General features: G+C 71.8%; 16 protein-coding genes. 7 read left to right on the top strand and 9 right to left on the bottom strand.

Annotated elements, in window-relative coordinates:
* Positions 1-49: 49 nt before the first annotated feature.
* Positions 50-697 carry a GNAT family N-acetyltransferase gene (locus tag QC385_RS34435; RefSeq protein ID WP_279545286.1) on the bottom strand — a complete coding sequence of 216 codons (648 nt, stop codon included), beginning with the start codon at positions 695-697 and terminating at the stop codon, positions 50-52.
* A gap of 175 nt (positions 698-872) precedes the next feature.
* On the opposite strand from QC385_RS34435, the gene lon reads away from it, so the two are divergent.
* Together lon and QC385_RS34425 are read left to right on the top strand one after the other, a co-directional pair.
* A complete protein-coding gene (lon, locus tag QC385_RS34430) occupies positions 873-3,287 on the top strand; it encodes an endopeptidase La (RefSeq protein WP_279545285.1) in 2,415 nt (804 codons plus the stop codon).
* A 173-nt stretch (positions 3,288-3,460) separates the two neighbouring features.
* Positions 3,461-3,952, top strand: coding sequence for a MarR family winged helix-turn-helix transcriptional regulator (locus QC385_RS34425; RefSeq protein WP_279545385.1), 492 nt, complete (start codon positions 3,461-3,463; stop codon positions 3,950-3,952).
* Between the two features lie 32 nt (positions 3,953-3,984).
* Here QC385_RS34425 and QC385_RS34420 read toward each other — a convergent pair whose 3' ends face one another.
* Complete coding sequence (locus QC385_RS34420) at positions 3,985-4,770, bottom strand: protein phosphatase 2C domain-containing protein (protein WP_279545284.1); 786 nt, start codon at positions 4,768-4,770, stop codon at positions 3,985-3,987.
* 356 nt (positions 4,771-5,126) lie between these two features.
* Here QC385_RS34420 and QC385_RS34415 point away from each other — a divergent pair, with 356 nt between their 5' ends.
* Genes QC385_RS34415 through QC385_RS34395 form a run of 5 tightly spaced genes read left to right on the top strand, consistent with a single transcriptional unit; the run spans position 5,127 to position 10,796 of the window.
* Complete coding sequence (locus QC385_RS34415; protein ID WP_279545283.1) at positions 5,127-7,952, top strand: sensor histidine kinase; 2,826 nt, start codon at positions 5,127-5,129, stop codon at positions 7,950-7,952.
* Positions 7,949-8,473, top strand: coding sequence for a roadblock/LC7 domain-containing protein (locus QC385_RS34410; protein ID WP_279545282.1), 525 nt, complete (start codon positions 7,949-7,951; stop codon positions 8,471-8,473). The genes QC385_RS34415 and QC385_RS34410 overlap by 4 nt, the downstream gene beginning before the upstream one ends.
* Positions 8,470-8,892: a DUF742 domain-containing protein gene (locus QC385_RS34405; protein WP_279545281.1), complete on the top strand. Its 423-nt coding sequence runs from the start codon at positions 8,470-8,472 to the stop codon at positions 8,890-8,892. Before QC385_RS34410 ends, QC385_RS34405 begins: the two co-directional genes overlap by 4 nt.
* On the top strand, positions 8,873-9,520 hold the full coding sequence (locus QC385_RS34400; RefSeq protein ID WP_279545280.1) for a GTP-binding protein: 648 nt from the start codon (positions 8,873-8,875) through the stop codon (positions 9,518-9,520). The genes QC385_RS34405 and QC385_RS34400 overlap by 20 nt, the downstream gene beginning before the upstream one ends.
* A gap of 13 nt (positions 9,521-9,533) precedes the next feature.
* Complete coding sequence (locus QC385_RS34395; protein WP_279545279.1) at positions 9,534-10,796, top strand: styrene monooxygenase/indole monooxygenase family protein; 1,263 nt, start codon at positions 9,534-9,536, stop codon at positions 10,794-10,796.
* Here the strand turns inward: QC385_RS34395 and QC385_RS34390 are convergent.
* The 7 genes from QC385_RS34390 to QC385_RS34360 form a co-directional block, all read right to left on the bottom strand.
* Entirely contained in the window at positions 10,760-12,007 is a 1,248-nt protein-coding gene (locus tag QC385_RS34390) for a C40 family peptidase (RefSeq protein WP_279545278.1), read from the bottom strand. The two genes, QC385_RS34395 and QC385_RS34390, sit on opposite strands and share 37 nt — an antisense overlap.
* Positions 12,008-12,115: 108 nt before the next feature.
* Positions 12,116-12,415, bottom strand: coding sequence for a hypothetical protein (locus tag QC385_RS34385; RefSeq protein ID WP_279545277.1), 300 nt, complete (start codon positions 12,413-12,415; stop codon positions 12,116-12,118).
* Between the two features lie 10 nt (positions 12,416-12,425).
* Positions 12,426-13,079, bottom strand: a complete 654-nt coding sequence (locus QC385_RS34380; RefSeq protein WP_279545276.1) for a TetR/AcrR family transcriptional regulator — start codon at positions 13,077-13,079, stop codon at positions 12,426-12,428.
* Positions 13,080-13,327: 248 nt separating this feature from the next.
* Positions 13,328-14,314: a hypothetical protein gene (locus QC385_RS34375; RefSeq protein WP_279545275.1), complete on the bottom strand. Its 987-nt coding sequence runs from the start codon at positions 14,312-14,314 to the stop codon at positions 13,328-13,330.
* A gap of 135 nt (positions 14,315-14,449) precedes the next feature.
* Positions 14,450-15,388: an AurF N-oxygenase family protein gene (locus tag QC385_RS34370; protein WP_279545274.1), complete on the bottom strand. Its 939-nt coding sequence runs from the start codon at positions 15,386-15,388 to the stop codon at positions 14,450-14,452.
* Positions 15,389-15,486: 98 nt separating this feature from the next.
* The gene (locus QC385_RS34365) at positions 15,487-16,950 is read right to left on the bottom strand and encodes a penicillin-binding transpeptidase domain-containing protein (protein WP_279545273.1); all 1,464 of its coding nucleotides are present in this window, start codon (positions 16,948-16,950) and stop codon (positions 15,487-15,489) included.
* Positions 16,947-18,311 (bottom strand): FtsW/RodA/SpoVE family cell cycle protein, encoded by a 1,365-nt coding sequence (locus QC385_RS34360; RefSeq protein ID WP_279545272.1) that lies wholly within the window; start codon positions 18,309-18,311, stop codon positions 16,947-16,949. Before QC385_RS34360 ends, QC385_RS34365 begins: the two co-directional genes overlap by 4 nt.
* Positions 18,312-18,350 lie beyond the last annotated feature (39 nt).

Raw genomic sequence — 18,350 nt, 5'->3', positions numbered from 1 at the left:
AGGGGCCCCTGTCCCCCCCCGGCCGGTGCGGAGCTGACGGCGAGCTCGTTCAGGTCCGCGGGCAGTGCTTCGCGCTGGTGAGCATGGCCACCACCTCCCAGCCGAGCGCCTCGTAGAGCCCTCGTCCCGCGGGCGTGCCGGCGAGGACACCGGTCCGCGCGCCCTGCCGGACGGCGGTGATCTGCAACGTCCGCATGACGAGGCTGCCGAGTCCCTTGCGGCGATGCTCCGGTGCCGTCTCGATCTGGTCGGCCACGGCGGTGCCGCCGGTCGGGGTGATCTGGCCGCGCGCCGCCAGCGAACCGTCCGGGGCCGCCACCATCACGCGAGTCACCCCGCCACGCTCCCAGCTGCGCAGCCGGTAGCCGTCGGGCGGGTCCGGCGTGTCTCCCGGGGTCAGCGGGACCGTCATCAGATAGCCGGGCTCGGGGTCGATCCACCAGGTGGCGTCCAGCCAGCCGGCGACCACGGACGGGTCCTGGAACGCCTTCAGCCACACTCCGGCCCCGGTCACCGCGCCGGCCACCTTGCGGACGGCCGCCTCGTCGAGGTCGTCGCCGGTCGCACCGAACACATGGCGGGTGACGTGTCCGTACATCCCCACGTCGATCGTCCAGCCCCACGGCTCGGGCACGGGCGGAGCCGCCCCGCGCGACACGACCCACCCGTCCACCCACGCCTGCACGGTCCCGTCCACGCCGCCCCCTGGTAATAGGCACTCATGGGCCTGATCTGTTACGCCGCTGACTCTACGGTCCTGGTCGCCCTTGGCGTCACGGTCGATCGCTCACAGCGAACGGCGGGTGGGGAACATCCGGCGCCTCCCGAGCATTGAGTCGGCATAGCTCAACTTGACTGCCGAAGGGGAGATCATGGCTTCGACGTCCACACCGCTCACCCTGCCCGTGCTGCCGCTCGACCACGAGGTCGTCCTGCCCGGGATGGTGGTCCCGCTGGACCTGAGCGACTCCGAGGTCCGTGCCGCGGTGGAGGCCGCCCAGGCCGCTGCTCGGACAACACCCGGAAAGCCCCGGGTACTCCTGGTGCCACGCATCGACGGCACATACGCCGGCACCGGTGTCCTCGGCACCGTCGAGCAGGTGGGCCGGCTGGCCGACGGCGATCCGGGCGCGCTGATCCGAGGCCGGGGCCGGGTGAAGATCGGTGCGGGGACCACGGGTCCCGGCGCGGCCCTCTGGGTCGAGGGCACCAGCGTCGACGAATCCGTCCCGGAGCCGCTGCCCGGGCAGGTCACCGAACTGGTCAAGGAGTACAAGGCCCTCGCCACCGCCTGGCTGCGCAAGCGCGGCGCCTGGCAGGTCGTCGACCGGGTCCAGGCCATCGACGACGTCTCGGCGCTCGCCGACAACTCCGGATACTCGCCGTTCCTGACCACCGATCAGAAGGTCGAGCTGCTGGAGACCGCCGACCCGGTGGCCCGGCTGAAGCTCGCGACCCAGCAGCTGCGCGACCACCTCGCCGAGCAGGACGTGGCCGAGTCCATCGCCAAGGACGTCCAGGAAGGCGTCGACAAGCAGCAGCGCGAGTTCCTGCTGCGGCGTCAGCTCGAAGCGGTCCGCAAGGAGCTGCGCGAGCTGAACGGCGAGCAGGAGGGCGAGGAGTCCGACGACTACCGCGCCCGCGTGGAGGCCGCCGACCTGCCCGAGAAGGTCCGCGAGGCCGCGCTCAAGGAGGTCGACAAGCTGGAGCGGTCCTCCGACCAGTCGCCCGAAGGCTCGTGGATCCGCACCTGGCTCGACACGGTCCTGGAGATGCCGTGGAGCGAGCGCACGGAGGACGCCTACGACATCCAGGCCGCCCAGGCCGTCCTCGACGCCGAGCACTCCGGCCTCCAGGACGTGAAGGAGCGGATCACCGAGTACCTGGCGGTGCGCAAGCGGCGTACCGACCGGGGGCTGGGCGTGGTCGGCGGGCGGCGCGGCGGTGCCGTGCTCGCGCTCGTGGGTCCGCCCGGCGTCGGCAAGACCAGCCTGGGCGAGTCCGTCGCCCACGCGATGGGGCGCAAGTTCGTGCGCGTCGCCCTCGGCGGCGTCCGCGACGAGGCCGAGATCCGCGGTCACCGCCGTACGTACGTCGGCGCCCTGCCCGGCCGGATCGTCCGCGCCATCAAGGAGGCCGGGTCGATGAACCCGGTCGTGCTGCTCGACGAGATCGACAAGGTGGGCCCGGACTTCCGGGGCGACCCGGCCGCGGCCCTGCTCGAAGTGCTCGACCCGGCGCAGAACCACACCTTCCGGGACCACTACCTGGAGGTCGAGCTGGACCTGTCGGACGTGGTCTTCCTCGCGACCGCCAACGTCCTGGAGGCGATCCCGGAGGCCCTGGCCGACCGGATGGAGATCGTCCGCCTGGACGGCTACACCGAGGACGAGAAGGTCGTCATCGCCCGCGACCACCTGCTGCCGCGCCAGCTGGAGCGGGCCGGGCTCGACAAGGACGAGGTGGCCATCGACGAGGGCGCGCTGCGCAAGCTCGCCGGTGAGTACACGCGCGAGGCGGGCGTGCGCACCCTGGAGCGGTCGATCGCACGGCTGCTGCGCAAGGTCGCGGCCCAGCACGAACTGGGTGAGCGGGAGCTGCCGTTCACCGTCCAGGACGAGGACCTGCGCTCTCTGATCGGACGGCCGCACCACGTGCCCGAGTCCGCCCAGGACCCGGCCGAGCGCCGGACGTCCGTGCCGGGCGTGGCGACGGGCCTCGCGGTGACGGGCGCCGGCGGTGACGTGCTGTACGTCGAGGCGTCCCTGGCCGACCCGGAGACGGGCGCGGCCGGGCTGACTCTCACCGGTCAGCTGGGCGACGTGATGAAGGAGTCCGCGCAGATCGCGCTGAGCTTCCTGCGCTCCCGCGGTGCCGAGCTGGAACTGCCGGTGGGCGATCTGAAGGACCGGGGCGTGCACATCCACTTCCCGGCGGGCGCGGTCCCCAAGGACGGCCCCAGCGCCGGCGTCACGATGACGACGGCCCTCGCCTCGCTCCTGTCCGGCCGGCTGGTCCGCACGGACGTGGCGATGACCGGCGAGGTCTCGCTGACCGGCCGGGTCCTGCCGATCGGCGGCGTGAAGCAGAAGCTGCTGGCCGCCCACCGCGCCGGGGTCACCACCGTGATCATCCCCAAGCGCAACGAACCCGACCTGGACGACGTCCCTGCGGAGGTGCTGGACAAGCTCGACGTCCACGCCGTCAGCGACGTCCGCCAGGTCCTTCAGCTGGCGCTCGCGCCCGCCACGGCGGAGGCGGCGCCCGAGGTTCCGGTGGCCGCGTGACGGAGGTCACCGGATGAGGGAAGGCCCGGGTCCCGTGAGGGAGACCCGGGCCTTCACCGTGTGGCGGCCCGTGGACGCGCACCCCGTGACCTGCGGAATACTTGCCGAGCTGCGGCGATGGCCGCGGGTGGCGGAAAATGCAGGTAGCGGGCGACGACCGAGGCAGGGCTCACGTGCACCAGGACGGCAACGACGACGGACACCGGGACGCCTCTCTGGCCGGAACCGGTGTGGATCAGCCGGCCTTTCTGGCGCTGGAGCGGGAGCTGACCGTGCTGCTGCGGCGGGCCCGGGCCAGCCAGGGCGAGATGGCCCGGGAGGTCCACCCCGACCTGGAGTCCTCCGCGTACGGCCTGCTCGTACGGCTGGACGAGTGCGGCAAGCAGCGGGCCACCGAGCTCGCCGGCTACATCGGCGTCGGCAAGGCCACGATGTCCCGCCAGCTGCGCGCCCTGGAGGAACTCGGCCTGGTCGCGCGCGAACCCGACCCCGCAGACGGACGCGCCTGGCTCGTCGCCCTCACCCAGGAGGGCCACGACCGGGTCCGCCGGGTACGCGAGGCCCGCCGCGCCCGCTACGCCGGCCGCCTGGCCGACTGGGACACCCAGGAGGTCACGGAACTGGCCCGGCTGCTGCACCAGCTCAACCGCGGCATGGAGAAGTAGCACCAGCGCCCGGCGAGACAATGGCCGGTCGTCTAGAACTCGACGTACACGACCGTCGCGTCGTCGTGCGTCTTGCTCCGGCCCAGGAACGATCCGGCCGAATCCGCCCGTTCCAGCGTCCGAACCCGGTCCACCAGCGCCTGCGGCCCCTCCTTGCGCAGAAGGTGGAAGCAGCCCGTCCAGTCGCCCTCCTCGAACCGTTCCACCCAGCGGGTCGCCCCGTCCGTCAGCGCGGCCAGGGCGCGCACCTCACGGCGGGGCGAGGTTCCGGTCACCGCCCGGCGGGACACCGAGGGATCGGCGGCCGCCGTGAAGAAGCCGCCCTCCTTGTTGCGGAGCGTGGCGTCCACCAGCGCGTCCGTGGCCAGGGCGGAGCGGGGGAGAAGGGCCAGACGGTCGTCCAGGAGGGGCGTCACCACGCCGTCCGGGGACTCCACGAGAAGAGCCGAGTCCGACAGGACCAGGTACTCCACCGTCTCCGGGGACCAGCGGGCCACGACCACCGTGGCCTGAGGTGTGCGGGGGTGAGAAAGGTCACAGGTTGAGGCATGTGCCTCGGCGGTACGCGCGATGGCACGGGACAAGGCGTCTACCAGAGGAACATCCGGGAGTGAAACGGTCAGTTCGGTCAGCGCTCCACCGAGGCGCGCGGTGAACCAGGGGACGGAATGCAGACATCCCGTCCCGGCCTTCGGCGGTGTGACACCATCCAGCACGACGACCGAACCGCCCTGTCCGGAGGCCGGTAGTCCGACACTGGCGAAGTCCTCGTTGGGGCGGTCCGCGTCTCCCGGCTCCGAGGCGAGTTCAGTACGCATCCAGCCAGTCTGCACGAGCCCTTCACAAGGTCCGCAAAAGGCTGGCAATGGTTGCCGGGCCGGTGCAGCCATGCAGGTCAGACGCCCTGTTTGGGATGGAATGCTTTGCTCCGGGAAGGCGTGGCGGCGAATATTGCCACCACCCGCCCGCGGCGTCCAACCGGCCCGCCGCGCAAGGCCGCTGCAAGGGCCAGCGGAACTTGCTCCCCAACTCACCTCCGGGGTTCACTCCTTCGGGTGGCGGGTCAGGTGATGCGCGTGCGCTGCCCACCGGCGCTGGGAGGGTCGGGAGGTGTACCTGGAGTACGCGCCAGTTGACGGAGCGTCATCCGGGCCCATGAGTTCACGAGTCAGGAATGCGAGCACCGGTGCAGATGTCGCGGCCTCGTCGCACAGGCAAGCAGACGGCCCCCGTTCAGGGCGCTGAGTCGACGCCCCCCACCGGCAAGGGCCGCCCCACCCATGTACGCAACCGGCTCATCGTGGCCGTGGCCGTCGTCGCCGCGGCCATCGCCGGCGCGGGCACCCCGTCCGTCCTCGCCGCCTCCGGGCAACTCCACGACTCGCAGGAGCTGGTGACGCTCGCCGGGCAGACGCAGGACGCCCTCGCCCTCGCGCACTCCCTCGCCGACGAGCGCGACGACGTCACCTCCTACATCGCGGCCGGCCGCCCCAAGTCCAAGGCGCCCTCCGAGCAGCGCAGCGCCCGGGTGGACCGGCATGTCGAGGAGCTGCGGGCCGACACCGACACGCCCGCCTCGCTCCGCTCCGACCTCGACGCCATCGCGGCCGTACGCCGGGCGGCGCTCACCGGCAAGAGCAGCGCCCTCGAAGCGCACCAGGCGTACTCCGCCGCCATCACCGAACTCCACCGGCTCGCCGAGGAGCTGGCCCAGCAGACCCCGCCCCGCGCGGGCTCCGGCGCTCAGGCCATGGCCGAACTGGACTCCGCCGTGCAGCAGGCCGCCGCGGCCCGGGGCCTGCTGCTCGCCGCCCTCAGCGTGCCGCGCGGCACCGAGACGGTCATCGACCCGGTCACCGGCCTGCCGACCGAGACCTCCTCGGACGCCGACACCCGGCAGCGCGACGCCCTGAGCGCCGCCGCCCAGCAGGCCCGGCTGCGCTCCGACGCGGCCCTGGCCGACTTCCGCGACACCGCGCCCAAGCCGGCCCGTACCTCCTTCGACAACACGGTCACCGGCACCGAGGTCAACTCCGCCGAGAAGTACCTCGCCACGCTCACCGACCAGCCGACGCTCTCCAACGGCGAACTCTCCACCAACGCCAGGAAGCTGGACGCGGCCCTCTCCGCCCGGATCGACCTGATGCGCGGCGTGGAGTCGGCCCTCTACGACCGCCGCACCAAGGACCTGGAGGCGCTGCGCGACGACGACGTCACCGCGCTGGAGATCCGCATCGCCGTCCTCGGCGTCCTGATGCTGCTCGCCGTCGGCGTCGCCACGGGCATGGCCCGCAGTCTCACGCGTCCCCTCGCGGTGCTGCGCCTGGGCTCGAAGCGGCTGGCCGAGGCGGAGGTTCCGACGGCCGAGGAACCCGTCAAGTTCACCGGCCGCAACGACGAGTTCGCCCAGGTCGTCCGTTCCGTCAACGCCCTGCACGCGCACGCCGTCGCCCTCACCGAGCGGATCGCCACGCTGGAGTCCGACCGCAAGCACCTCGTCGGCCAGCGCCAGAAGATGGCCGACGCCCGCGAGGAGCTGCGCGGCGAACTCGCCGAGTCCGCCGCCCAGCTGGAGCGGCTGCGCACGGCCATCGGCGGCACGTTCGTCAACCTCGCGCTGCGCACGCTGGGCCTGGTCGAGCGGCAACTGGCCGTCATCGAGAACCTGGAGGAGCGCGAGCAGGACCCGGACCGCCTCGCCACGCTGTTCAGGCTCGACCACTTCGCCACGGTCATGCGCCGGCACAGCGAGAACCTCCTCGTCCTCGCCGGCACCGAGCACGTCCAGCACGCCGCCGGGCCCGTGCCGCTCGTGGACGTCGTCCGCGCCGCGGTCAGTGAGATCGAGCGGTACGAGCGGGTCCGGATCGCCGCGCTGCCGCCGCACGCGCACATCGCCGGGTTCGCCGCGGACGACCTGTCCCACCTGCTGGCCGAACTCCTGGAGAACGCCACCTCGTTCTCGCCGCCCGACCTGCCCGTCGAGGTCTCCGGCTGGCTGCTGGAGAACGGCGAGGTCATGCTCTCGGTCCAGGACGAGGGCATCGGCATGACCGAGGACCGGCTGGAGCGCCTGAACTCCCGCCTCGCCGACTTCGACCCGGAGGCGCCGTACGACCAGGAGGGCGAGGACGGTCTCGGCCTCGGCCTGTACGTCGTGGCCCGCCTCGCCCACCGGCACGGTGTGCGCGTGCAGTTGCGCGAGCAGAAGCAGGGCGGTGTCGCGGCGGTCGTCGTCCTGCCCCGCACCCTGCTGGCGGCGGCCCCGGCCGCCGCAGTCCCGGCCTCCGGTCCTCTGGCCGGCACCACCCACACCGTCGCGTTCCCCGGTGCCGACGCCGAGGCCAACTCCAACGTCCTGCACGGCCGCGCGGGCAACGGGGACCCGCTGGTGGCGCTGGCGGAGAAGGCGGTACGGCGCGAGGAGACGGCGGAGGAGTCCGCGGAGCACGCGACGGCCGCCGGACATCCGGAACCCGCGGAAGCGGCGGAGCCGGCCGCACCCGCGGCAGAGGTGACGGCACCGGCGGAAACCCCCGCCGAGACCACGATGGTGCTGGCCCCGATACCGCAGGACGACCCGGTGCCGGCGGAGCACGAGCCCGCGGCCACCGACGGCGTATCCGCCCCACAGGAGCCATCCGCACGCGACGACGAAACCCGCACGGGGGGTGCGGGTGGGAGCCACGACGCCGAAGGCGAAGCCGAGGCGGAGGCCGATGTCGAGCACGAACGCGTCACCGACAAGGGCCTCCCCAAGCGCACACCCAAGATCACCGCTCCGACCACCGCCCCGCGCCAGCGCAGCGGCTCCGTGGACGCCGAAGCCCTCCGCCGCCGTCTCGGCGGCTTCCGCCAGGGCGCCCAGGCCGGCTACCGCGAGGTGGAGGCGGAGATCGCCGAGAAGACGGCCTCGCACAAGCGGCCGGACACCGGCACAGCACAACCAGCTGGATCCGAAGAAGCCACGGGGGGCACAGTCGAGGAGGCAAGCAGTTGACCGCTCCCAGTACCTTCGGACTGATCGGACTGAGCAGTGAGGCCCGCAATCTGCACTGGCTGCTGACCAACCTCGTCGAGGAGGTACCCGGCATCCTCTCGGTCGCGGTCGTCTCGTCCGACGGACTGCTCCTGCTGTCCTCCGACGACCACCGCAACCAGCAGGCCCGTCAGGCCCTTCAAGCCCGAGGGACCCAGCGGACCGGTCCGCGCGGCTCCGCCGCCGACCTGGCCACCATCGTCTCCGGCATCGGCAGCCTCACCGTCGGCGCCGCCAAGCTGATGGACTTCGGCGGGGTCCGGCACACGATGGTCGCGATGGACGAGGGCAGCCTGTTCGTGATGTCCATCAGCGACGGCTCGCTGCTCGGCGTCCACGGCTCCGCGGACTGCGACATGAGCGTGGTGGCGTACCACATGGCTCTGTTCGTGGGCCGGGCCGGTCACGTCCTGACGCCCGAACTCCGCAGCGAGCTCCGAAAATCCCTGGAGGATTCCGAGATCACGGGGAGTGCCCGATGAGCAGTGCGCCGAAGCAGCACCTCCCGGTCCGCGGCGGTGACCGCAAACCCGCCCGGGTCCGCCCCTACTCGCTCACCGGCGGCCGTACCCGCTTCGGTCACGTCCTGCTGGTGGAGACGTTCGTGGCGAGCACGGCGGCGCTCGACGCCCCGGAGGAACGCAGGGAACTGACGAACGGCTCCCTGTCCACCCGCGTGATGCCGGAGCTGCGGGCCATCGTCGAACTGTGCCGCCGGATGCGTACGGTGGCCGAGATCGCCGCGCTGCTGAAGATGCCGCTCGGCGTGGTCCGCGTGCTCCTCAGCGACCTCGCGGACCAGGGAAAGATCCGTGTGTACGGGACGGGCACCGGCCATGGCACGGGCCGCCCGGACCGAGCTCTGCTGGAAAGGGTGCTGAGTGGACTCCGTCGTCTCTGACGCCGCTCACGGCGTCGCTGGTTCATCCCCGTTCGTCCAGCCCGGCGAGAGCATGCACGCCTGGGAGACGGACCGCACCCGTGCCCCCATCGCCACGAAGATCGTGGTGGCCGGCGGCTTCGGCGTGGGCAAGACCACGCTGGTCACCGCCGTCTCGGAGATCACGCCCCTGCAGACCGAGGCGCTGATGACCGAGGCGAGCGAGGCCACCGACGACCTCACCGCCACGCCGGGCAAGACCACCACCACCGTGGCCATGGACTTCGGGCGCATCACGCTCGACGACGACCTGGTGCTCTACCTGTTCGGCACGCCGGGCCAGCAGCGGTTCTGGTTCATGTGGGACGACATCGTGCGCGGCGCGATCGGCGCCGTCGTCCTGGCCGACACGCGCCGGCTGAAGGACTGCTTCCCGGTCCTGGACTACTTCGAGAGCTCCGGGCTGCCGTACGTGGTCGCGGTCAACCACTTCGACGGCAGCGAGCTGTTCGAGCCGGAGGACGTACGGGAGGCCCTGACCATCCCGAAACACATACCTGTCATGATCATGGACGCGCGTCGCCGGATCTCCGTGATCGAGACCCTCCTGGTCCTGGTGGGCCACGCGCTCGACGAAACCCCCGAGTAGAGGACAACCCCGCATGCGGAAGATACTCGTCGTCGGAGCCGGTCAGTCCGGGCTCCAGATAGCTCTCGGCCTCCAGTCGCAGGGGTACGAGGTCACCCTGATGTCCAACCGGACGGCGGACGAGATCCGCACCGGCCGGGTCATGTCGACGCAGTGCATGTTCCACACGGCACTTCAGCACGAGCGCGATCTCCAGCTGAACTTCTGGGAGTCCCAGGCCCCGAAGATCGAGGGACTCGGCGTCTCGGTCGCCGCCCCCGGCTCCTGGGCCGAGGGCCCCGCGGCCCGTGCGATCGACTGGCTGGGCAGGCTCGACGGGTACGCGCAGTCGATCGACCAGCGCGTGAAGATGGCCGGCTGGATGGAGACGTTCGCCCAGCGCGGCGGGCAGCTCGTCATCCACGGCGCGGCCGTCGGCGACCTGGACTACTTCTCCCGCACGTACGACCTGGTGCTCGTCGCGGCGGGCAAGGGCGAGCTGGTGCAGATGTTCGCCCGCGACCCGGAGCGGTCCCCCTACAGCGAGCCGCAGCGCGCGCTGGCCGTGTCGTACGTCCACGGCCTGGGCCCGCGCCCCGAGCACCCCGACACCGAAGGGGTCCGCTGCAACCTCGTGCCGGGCGTCGGCGAACTGTTCGTGATGCCGTGCCTGACCACCTCGGGCCGCGCCGACATCCTGTTCTGGGAGGGCATACCCGGCGGCCCGCTCGACGTCTTCAACGGCGTCAAGGACCCGGCGGAGCACCTCTCCCTGACCCTGGAACTCATGGAGCGGTACGTCCCCTGGGAGTACGCGCGGGCCACCAAGGTCGAACTGACCGACGCGGGCGGCACGCTGGCCGGCCGCTACGCCCCCACCGTCCGCAACCCCGTCGGCCGCCTCCCCGGCGGCGGGCTCGTGCTGGGTGTGGCGGACGTCGTCGTGGCGAACGACCCGATCACCGGCCAGGGCTCCAACTCCGCGTCGAAGTGCGCGGCCGCCTACCTCTCCTCGATCGTCGAGCGCGGCGACAAGCCGTTCGACGAGGAGTGGATGCGGGCCACCTTCGACCTCTACTGGGCCACCGCGCAGCACGTCACCAAGTGGACCAACGCGATGCTCGCGCCGCCGCCGGAGCACATCCTGAACCTGATCGGCGCCGCCGGTGAGCTCCAGCCGGTCGCCGACCGGTTCGCCAACGGCTTCAACGACCCGGCCGACTTCGAGAACTTCTTCTACGACCCGGAGAAGACGCAGGCCTACCTGGTCGAGGTGTCCGGCGCGGGCGCCGCGTAGTCGGCCCCGTCCGCGAATCCCTCGTCATCGCCGTATCCGTCGTATCCCTCGTCCGACCCGTCCGTGGCCCCCTCGGGAAGCTCCGGTGGCTCGTAGCGCCGCAGGGGCTTCCCGTCCGGGTCCGGGCGTACGGCGCCCAGGACCGGGTTGGCCGCGATCGGCGACACCTTCACCTTCGCGCCCGGCCGGGGCGCCTGTACGACCATGCCGTCGCCGAGGTACAGCGCCACGTGCGTGGCCTTCGGGAAGTACACGACCAGGTCCCCCGGCCGCAGCTCGGAGAGCGGGACCCGCTTCAGCCGCTTCCACTGCTCCTGGCTGGTCCGCGGAACGGGCGTCCCGGCCTCCGCCCAGGCCTGCGAGGTCAGGCCCGAGCAGTCGTACGACGTGGGGCCCTCCGCGCCCCACTCGTACGGCTTGCCGAGCTGCCGCACGGCGTAGTCCACGGCCCGGCCGCCCGCGGCGGACGGTCTGCGGACGCTGCCGGCCCGGGCGCCGTTGCTGCCGCCGGCGCCGCTGCTGCCGAGTGCGCCGGACGCCATGAACTCCTTCTGTGCCTTCTCGATGCCGTTCTTCTCGAACGTGGCGAGGGCGGTGAGCTGGTCGGGGCTGAGGGAGGCGAGCAGTTCCTCGACGTCGTGGAGCCGCTCGCGGACCTCGTCCCGTTCCTTCTTCCGCCGCTCGATGAGGGCGAGCTGCTGGTCGAGTGCCTTGCGGGCCTCGCGGGCCAGCTCCCGGGACTTCCGCTCGCTGCCGGTCAGCCGTCCGACGGTCTCGGCCCGCTCCCGCGCCAGCCGCCCGATCACATGGCCCTGGTCGATCGCGTGCTGCGGGTCGCGGGCCAGGAGCAGGCGTACGTACGGGGAGATGTCGGTGCTGCTCTGGTACTGCTGCCGGGCCAGGCGGCCCGCCGCGCCCCGGCTGTCGTGCAGGGAGAGCCGGGTGCGGACGAGGGCGCGGTCGAGGCGGTCGGTCTCGGCGCGCTGCTTCTTCAGCTTCTCCTCGGTGGCGTTGTAGGCCTCGGTGGCCTCTTCGGCCTTCCGGTACAGCTGCTGAAGGTCCGTCAGGAGACCGGCGACGGAGGCGGCGTCCTGGGCGGAGGCGGGGTCCTGGGCGGGGCCGGGCTCCGGGGCCGCCGCGGCGGGGGCGGAAGCGAGGACGGTGGTTGCCGCCGCCGCGGCGCAGACCATCCGCACGAGCCTTCCTGACATGCCATCACCTCCGGTGTGAGGGCGGCCCTTTGGCCACCGGACACTCGTGAGGATCAGGCGTGCGCGCCAGGTGCGCGCGGTGGGTGTGCGCGGTTCGGCGCAACGGGGTCACCCGTCGGCGTCGTCCCGCTTGCCGGGCGGCGTGGCGTCTGGCTTCGACCAGGGCCAGTTGAGCCGGCGCGTCGGTGCGCCCTCGGGGGCGTACTCGTACTTCCAGCGGTGGGACAGCCCGGCCTTGCCCGCTGCCCGGGGCACGCGGCGGTAGACCAGGACGGTGGGCGGGCCGCCGGCGGGGTCCGGGACGGGGATGCGGTACGTCTTGGGCGGGTGGCCGGTGATGCCGAGCAGGACGGGCAGCACCCTGCCGTCCATGGGGCCGCCCTCGAAGGGGGTGTCTTCGCTCTTCACGGGACCAGTGTCAGACATCCTCGGCGAGGGCCCGGACCAGGGCGTCGGCCTGTGGGTCGCGGCGGGCGGTCACCGAGAGCATGGCCACGAACTGCTCGACGAGCCAGTCGCGCAGCTCCTCGGCGGGCGGTTGCTTCTCCTCGTCGAGCCAGATGAGCGACGACGCCTCGACGGCGGTGATCCACATCCGGACGGTCATCCGCAGTCGCGGACCGGGCCCGGTGACCTCCAGGTGCCGGAAGATGTGCTCGGCGGCGACGCGGCGGACACTGTCGACGATGGCGGTCGTACGCGAGGTCTCGACGACGCTGCCGCCCTGGAGGAGGGCGCTGAAGCCGGTGTCGTGCTCGTCGACGAAGGCGAGGTAGCGGTCGAGGGCGCGGGACAGGCGGGGGAGCAGGGGGCCCTCGCGGGGTTCGTCGAAGCAGTGCTGGAGCTCGTCGGCGGCGGAGCGGAGGGCGGCCTCGTAGAGCTGCTGCTTGCCGCCCGGGAAGTACCGGTAGACCAGGGGCCGCGAAACCCCGGCCGCCTCCGCCACGTCGTCCAGGGAGACGTCCTCCGGGGCGCGGTGCGCGAAGAGGTTCAGCGCGGAGGTGAGGAGCTGACTGCGGCGTTCCTCGACGCTGAGTCGCCGGTAGGCGGGGGTGGGGGCGGCTGGTGTCATGACTCGCAGGGTAATCCTCCGGCTGTGGGGCGGGGGTGCCTGCGGCGGCCTGTGGCCGCTTCGGTGGGGGTGCGCGTAGCGCCTGCCGGGGTGCGGTGGGTCGGGGCCGCGCCGGGGGTGCCCGTCCTCGGAACGGCGCGATGGGCTTGCGAACCGGCTCACTGTCCGTTGACGCGCCAACCGCTGCGGGCGGACCCCCGACACGGCCTCTTCTCGCCGTCGGCGGGTGCGGCGGAGTGGGCCGCCTGCTATCGCGCGTCGACGTGCTGGAAGTCGACGGCGGTGATCCTGGCGGACTTCGGGGTCAGCTCGGCCAGGCCCTGGCCCTCGAACACGTCGGTGATGAGGGCGCCCCTGGTGGCGCCGAGAGCGGACTGTTCGTCGTTGGGGACGAGATCCGCGATGGAGCGGTAGGACTCCTTCAGCAGGGATTCCTGCTTGTGGGCGGCCGGGAACAGGGCGAGGACGCCACCGTCGGCGGTCCGCAGGGCGTACACGCTCGGGTCGGCGGGGGTCTTGGCGAAGAACCTCTCGGTGGCCTTGCCGCCGGCCGCGCCCTCGGTGCTGCTCCGCTGGTAGGTCTTCTTGGCGTTCTCGAGCGGCTTCGTGGAGGTCAGGGCCTTGCCCTTCTTCTTGCCGCCGGTCTCGAGGAAGTCCGCGTAGGCGGCACCGATGTCCGAGGGGGCGAGCTTGCCGACCTTGGTGCCGGGGTCGACGGCCTCGGCGAGACCGTGGCGGTCGAGGGCCGGCTTCGGGGGCTCTTCGCCGTCGGCCCACAAGGACAGCACCATCTTGTAGGTGCCGCCCACCTTGTCGAAGACCAGCAGCACGCTGTTCTCACTGTTCTCGCTGGACTTGGCCCGCACGGCGAACCAGGTGGCCGTGCCCTTCTCGGGGATCACGTACTCGCGGTCCCGGTAGGAGAAGGGCTTGGCATAGGCCTGCTGCTCCTTCTTCGGCCAGGTCTCGAAGAGGGTGTAGGTGGCCTTGTCCATCGCGTAGACCTGACCTGCCTCGACCGTCCCCAGGAGCTTCTCGTCCTGCGCCGCGTTGGCCTTGTTGTTGACCGCCTCGTAGTGATCGGCGATCTTCTTGGCGGCGGCCTTGCTGACCACGCCCTGCGGGGTGTCCTCGCTGCCGGAGTCCGAGGCGGCCTGGCCGCCGCACGCGGTCAGGGTGAGAGCGGTCGTGGCTCCGAGGGCGGCGAGCCGTGTGAGGCGGGTGCGGGGGGACATGCGGTGGTGATCTCCTTCAGGGCCACGGAGGGTGACGAGTTCAAGGAGGACAGTAGTCACCCTGCATGGACATGACGTGACCCGGGTTCGCTTTCGTGATGCGGCAGTGACACCACGACGCCCCTCCCGGTGCCCTTACGCCAGCAACCCCGACGACTTCCACAGCCGCCGTCCGACCCCCCGCAACACCCCGATGTCGTCAAGGAAGTCCGTCAACCGCTTGGACCCGTTCTGCATGACCTCGCGGCGATGGCCGCTCGCCCTCACCTGTGCGAGGGCCTCCCGCTTGTCCAGGCCCACGTTCGTGTAGACGTCGGGATTCACGAACGCCACCGAGAACACCCGGGCGAACTCCCCGGAGGTGATGCGGGTGAACTCCTGGGACCACTTGGGGGCCGTCACCATCTGGCGGCGCAGTTCCTCGCGGGCGTAGCGCACGTGGCGGGCCTCCTCCACGACGTGGATGCGGGTGACGCCGCGGATGAGGGTCTGGACCCGCTCGTCGGGGAACGTCAGGCGCTGCATCCAGTCGAGTACCTCCTCGCCGAGCAGGGTCGCCGTGAAGGAACCCGGGGTGGTCGAGATGGTCTTGAACAGGCGGCCCAGGTGCTGGTGGGCGCGGCTGACCGGGTACCAGGGTGTGCCGCCGTGGGATATCAGGCGGGCGAACATCTTGGAGTGCCGGCACTCGTCCTCGATCTCGGTGAGCGCGTAGCGCACGTGCGCGCTCGTCGCCGCCTTGTCGTAGATGTGGCGGACCAGCAGCTGCATCAGGATGATCTCGAACCAGATGCCGAGGGAGGCCAGTGCCGCCGCCTCGTGCTGGGAGAGCAGGATCCGCTGCTCCTCGCCCATCCGCTTCCAGAGCGGCGTGTCGTAGAGCGACACCAGCTCCGGCGGCCAGAACCACTTGCCCTCCTCGAAGGGCGCGTCCCAGTCCAGTTCCTTGTCCGGGTCGAAGGAGTGCTTGGCGGAGGAGTCGAGCAGCCGCTGGGCCACCTGCTCCCGGTCCTTGAGCAGGCCCAGGGCATCGCGCAGGCCGTTGAGCGCGTCGGCTTCCGTCAGGGTCGTCATGGCTGCCCACCTCGTTGTGCACACGTCACTGTTCCCCTTATGAGACTGCCTGTCAGCAAGCTCGTCAATCCCCTGTGCGCGACTTGTTGACCCGGCGTCTACCTCGTGTGGGCCAGTACCGCTTCCATCACCGCCCGGGCGATCGGCGCCGCGTCGCCGCCCCCGCTGACGTCCCGGCGCTCCGCCTCCGCGTCCTCCACGACCACCGCGACCGCCACCCGCGGCGCCGGGTCGCGGTCGCCCTGAGCCCAGGAGATGAACCAGGCGTACGGCATGCCGGAGTTGCCGAGGCCGTGCTGGGCGGTGCCGGTCTTGCCGCCCACCTTGGCGCCCCGGATCGCGGCCCGGCGTCCGGTGCCCTTCTCGACCACCTCCCGCATCAGCGCGCGCAGCCGGACCGCGGTCGACGGGTACATCGCCTGGCGGACCCCGCGCGAACCGGATGTCGCGAGAGTGCTGCCGCTCGGCCGGGTCGTGCGCTCCACCAGGTACGGCTCCCGTACCTGACCGCCGTTGGCGACGGCCGCCGCGACCATCGCCATCTGGAGCGGTGTGGCGCGGGTGTTGTACTGACCGATCGACGACAGACCGAGCTGCGCCCGGTCGAGCGAGGTGTCGAAGGTGGACCGGGCCACCGGGAAGGGAATCCGCAGCGCCGGGTTGTTGAAGCCGAAGGCATGGGCCGTGGCCGTCATGTCCGTCCCGCCCACCTCCACGCCGAGCTTGGCGAACACGGTGTTGCAGGAGAGGGTGAAGGCCTCGCGCAGGGAGGCGTCCCGGCAGCCCCGGGACGCGTTCGTCAGGCGGGTCCGCGTCCCGGGCAGGGTGTACGGGTCGGGGGAGTCCGTCGGCGCCTCGAGGTCCGTGACCACGCCGGCGTCCAGCGCGGCCGCCGCGGTGACGACCTTGAAGGTCGAGCCCGGCGGATACGTCTGCCGTGCCGCCCGGTTGAGCATCGGGCGGTCCCGGTCCGCGTTCAGCCGCTTCCACGCCTTCGCCGCCGCCGACCCGTTCCCGGACAGCGGCTGGGGGTCGTAGGACGGGCGGGACACCAGGGCCAGGATCCGGCCGGTCGACGGTTCCAGCGCCGCGACCGCGCCCTTGAGCCCGGCGAGTCCCTGGTACGCCGCCCGTTGCGCGGCCGGGTCGAGGGTCGTGACGACGTCCCCGCCGGAGTTCCGGGCCCGCGTGAAGTCGTTCCACAGCGGGAACGGCGCGAGCATCGGGTCCGTGCCGGAAAGGATGCCGTCCTCCGCCTTCTCCAGGAGCGTCGTCCCGTACAGCTGGGAGGCGAAGCCGGTGACCGGGGCGTACAAGGGGCCGTCCGTGTACGTCCGTTCGTAGCGCAGGTGCTCGCGGGTGTCCTTCGAGCCGGTGACCGGCCGGTCGCCGACCAGGATGTCGCCGCGCGGCTCCTCGTAACGGGCGATGTCGGGGCGGCGGTTGGCGGGGTTGCGGTCGTACTCGGGGGCCTGGACGACCTGGACGCGGGCGGCGTTCAGCAGCAGCGCCACCAGCAGCAGGGCGCAGAAGAGGCCGGCGTGCCGGATGTGCCGCGTCACCGGGTGTCCTGCCCGTCGCCCTGCCGCCTGGCCGAGTCGCTCACCCGGACCAGCAGCGCCACGATCGCCCAGTTGGTCACCACCGACGAACCGCCCTGCGCCAGGAACGGCATCGCCATGCCGGTCAGCGGGATCAGCCCGGTCACCCCGCCCGCGATCACGAACACCTGGAGCGCCACGAGCGAGGAGAGGCCGACGGCGAGCAGCCGCCCGAAGGGCTCGCGCAGGGCGAGACCGGCACGGTAGCCGCGCTCCACCAGCAGGCCGTAGAGGAGGAAGATCGCGGAGAGCCCCGCCAGGCCGAGTTCCTCGCCCGCCGTGGCCAGGATGAAGTCCGACTTCACGGCGAAGCCGATGAGGATCGAGTGGCCGAGTCCGAGGCCGGTGCCGAGCATGCCGCCCTCCGCGAAGGCGAACAGGGATTGGGCGAGCTGGCCCGGGCCCTCGCCCGCCTCGATCGAAGCGAACGGGTGCAGCCACGTCTCGATCCTGCTGTGCACGTGCGGCTCCAGCCGGCCGACGGCGACCGCCCCCAGCGCGGCCAGCAGCAGGCCGACGGCGATCCAGCCGGTGCGGCCGGTGGCGACGTAGAGGAGGACCACGAAGACGCCGAAGAAGAGCAGGGACGTGCCCAGGTCACGCTCCAGGACCAGGACGCCGACGCTCACCAGCCAGACGGCGACGATCGGGCCGAGCACCCGGCCGGTGGGCAGCTGGAGCCTCCAGACGCGGCGGCCGGTGTAGGCGAGGGCGCTGCGGTTGGCGGCCAGGTACGCGGCGAAGAACACCGCCAGCAGCACCTTCGCGAACTCGCCCGGCTGGATGGAGAACCCGGCGATCCGGATCCAGATGCGGGCGCCGTTCACCGCCGGGAACAGGATCGGCAGGGTGAGCAGCACGAGCGCGGCGACGACACAGACGTACGTGTAGCGCTGGAGCACCCGGTGGTCCCGCAGCAGCAGGACGACCAGGATGAACAGCGTCACGCCGAGAGTCGACCAGATCAGCTGGGCCGGTGCCGCCCGGTCGCCCGGGGTCTCCAGGTCGAGCCGGTAGATGAGCACCAGGCCGAGCCCGTTGAGCAGCACGCCGATGGGCAGGAGGAGCGGGTCGGCGTGCGGCGCCCGCAGGCGTACGGCCAGATGCGCCAGCAGCGCGAGCACGCCGAGCCCGGCGCCGTAGCCGGCGGCACCGGGCGGGAGCGTGCCGTGCTGGGCGAGGCCGACGGCGCAGTAGCCGTACACGGACAGCAGTACGGCCAGGACGATGAGGGCGAGTTCGATACCCCGGCGCCGGGGGAGGCGGCGGACGGCGGGCGCGGGCGGGTCCGCCGTCGCCACGGTGATTCCGGCCTTGCTCATGTCCGGAACCTACCCAAACAGTGCATCTTGTGTGCCTTT

This window comes from Streptomyces sp. DH10 (genome assembly GCF_029813805.1).
Classification (GTDB): Bacteria; Actinomycetota; Actinomycetes; order Streptomycetales; family Streptomycetaceae; genus Streptomyces; species Streptomyces coeruleofuscus.
Note: the sequence above shows the minus strand (reverse complement) of the source record. Positions and strands in the feature narration are given on the sequence as shown.

Excerpts from the sequence above, each read along its gene's own strand:
- lon (WP_279545285.1), top strand. The coding sequence starts at position 873 with ATGGCTTCGACGTCCACACCGCTCACCCTGCCCGTGCTGCCGCTCGAC.
- QC385_RS34420 (WP_279545284.1), bottom strand. The coding sequence starts at position 4,770 with ATGCGTACTGAACTCGCCTCGGAGCCGGGAGACGCGGACCGCCCCAAC.
- QC385_RS34415 (WP_279545283.1), top strand. The coding sequence starts at position 5,127 with ATGCGAGCACCGGTGCAGATGTCGCGGCCTCGTCGCACAGGCAAGCAG.
- QC385_RS34405 (WP_279545281.1), top strand. The coding sequence starts at position 8,470 with ATGAGCAGTGCGCCGAAGCAGCACCTCCCGGTCCGCGGCGGTGACCGC.
- QC385_RS34395 (WP_279545279.1), top strand. The coding sequence starts at position 9,534 with ATGCGGAAGATACTCGTCGTCGGAGCCGGTCAGTCCGGGCTCCAGATA.
- QC385_RS34390 (WP_279545278.1), bottom strand. The coding sequence starts at position 12,007 with ATGTCAGGAAGGCTCGTGCGGATGGTCTGCGCCGCGGCGGCGGCAACC.
- QC385_RS34380 (WP_279545276.1), bottom strand. The coding sequence starts at position 13,079 with ATGACACCAGCCGCCCCCACCCCCGCCTACCGGCGACTCAGCGTCGAG.
- QC385_RS34375 (WP_279545275.1), bottom strand. The coding sequence starts at position 14,314 with ATGTCCCCCCGCACCCGCCTCACACGGCTCGCCGCCCTCGGAGCCACG.
- QC385_RS34370 (WP_279545274.1), bottom strand. The coding sequence starts at position 15,388 with ATGACGACCCTGACGGAAGCCGACGCGCTCAACGGCCTGCGCGATGCC.
- QC385_RS34360 (WP_279545272.1), bottom strand. The coding sequence starts at position 18,311 with ATGAGCAAGGCCGGAATCACCGTGGCGACGGCGGACCCGCCCGCGCCC.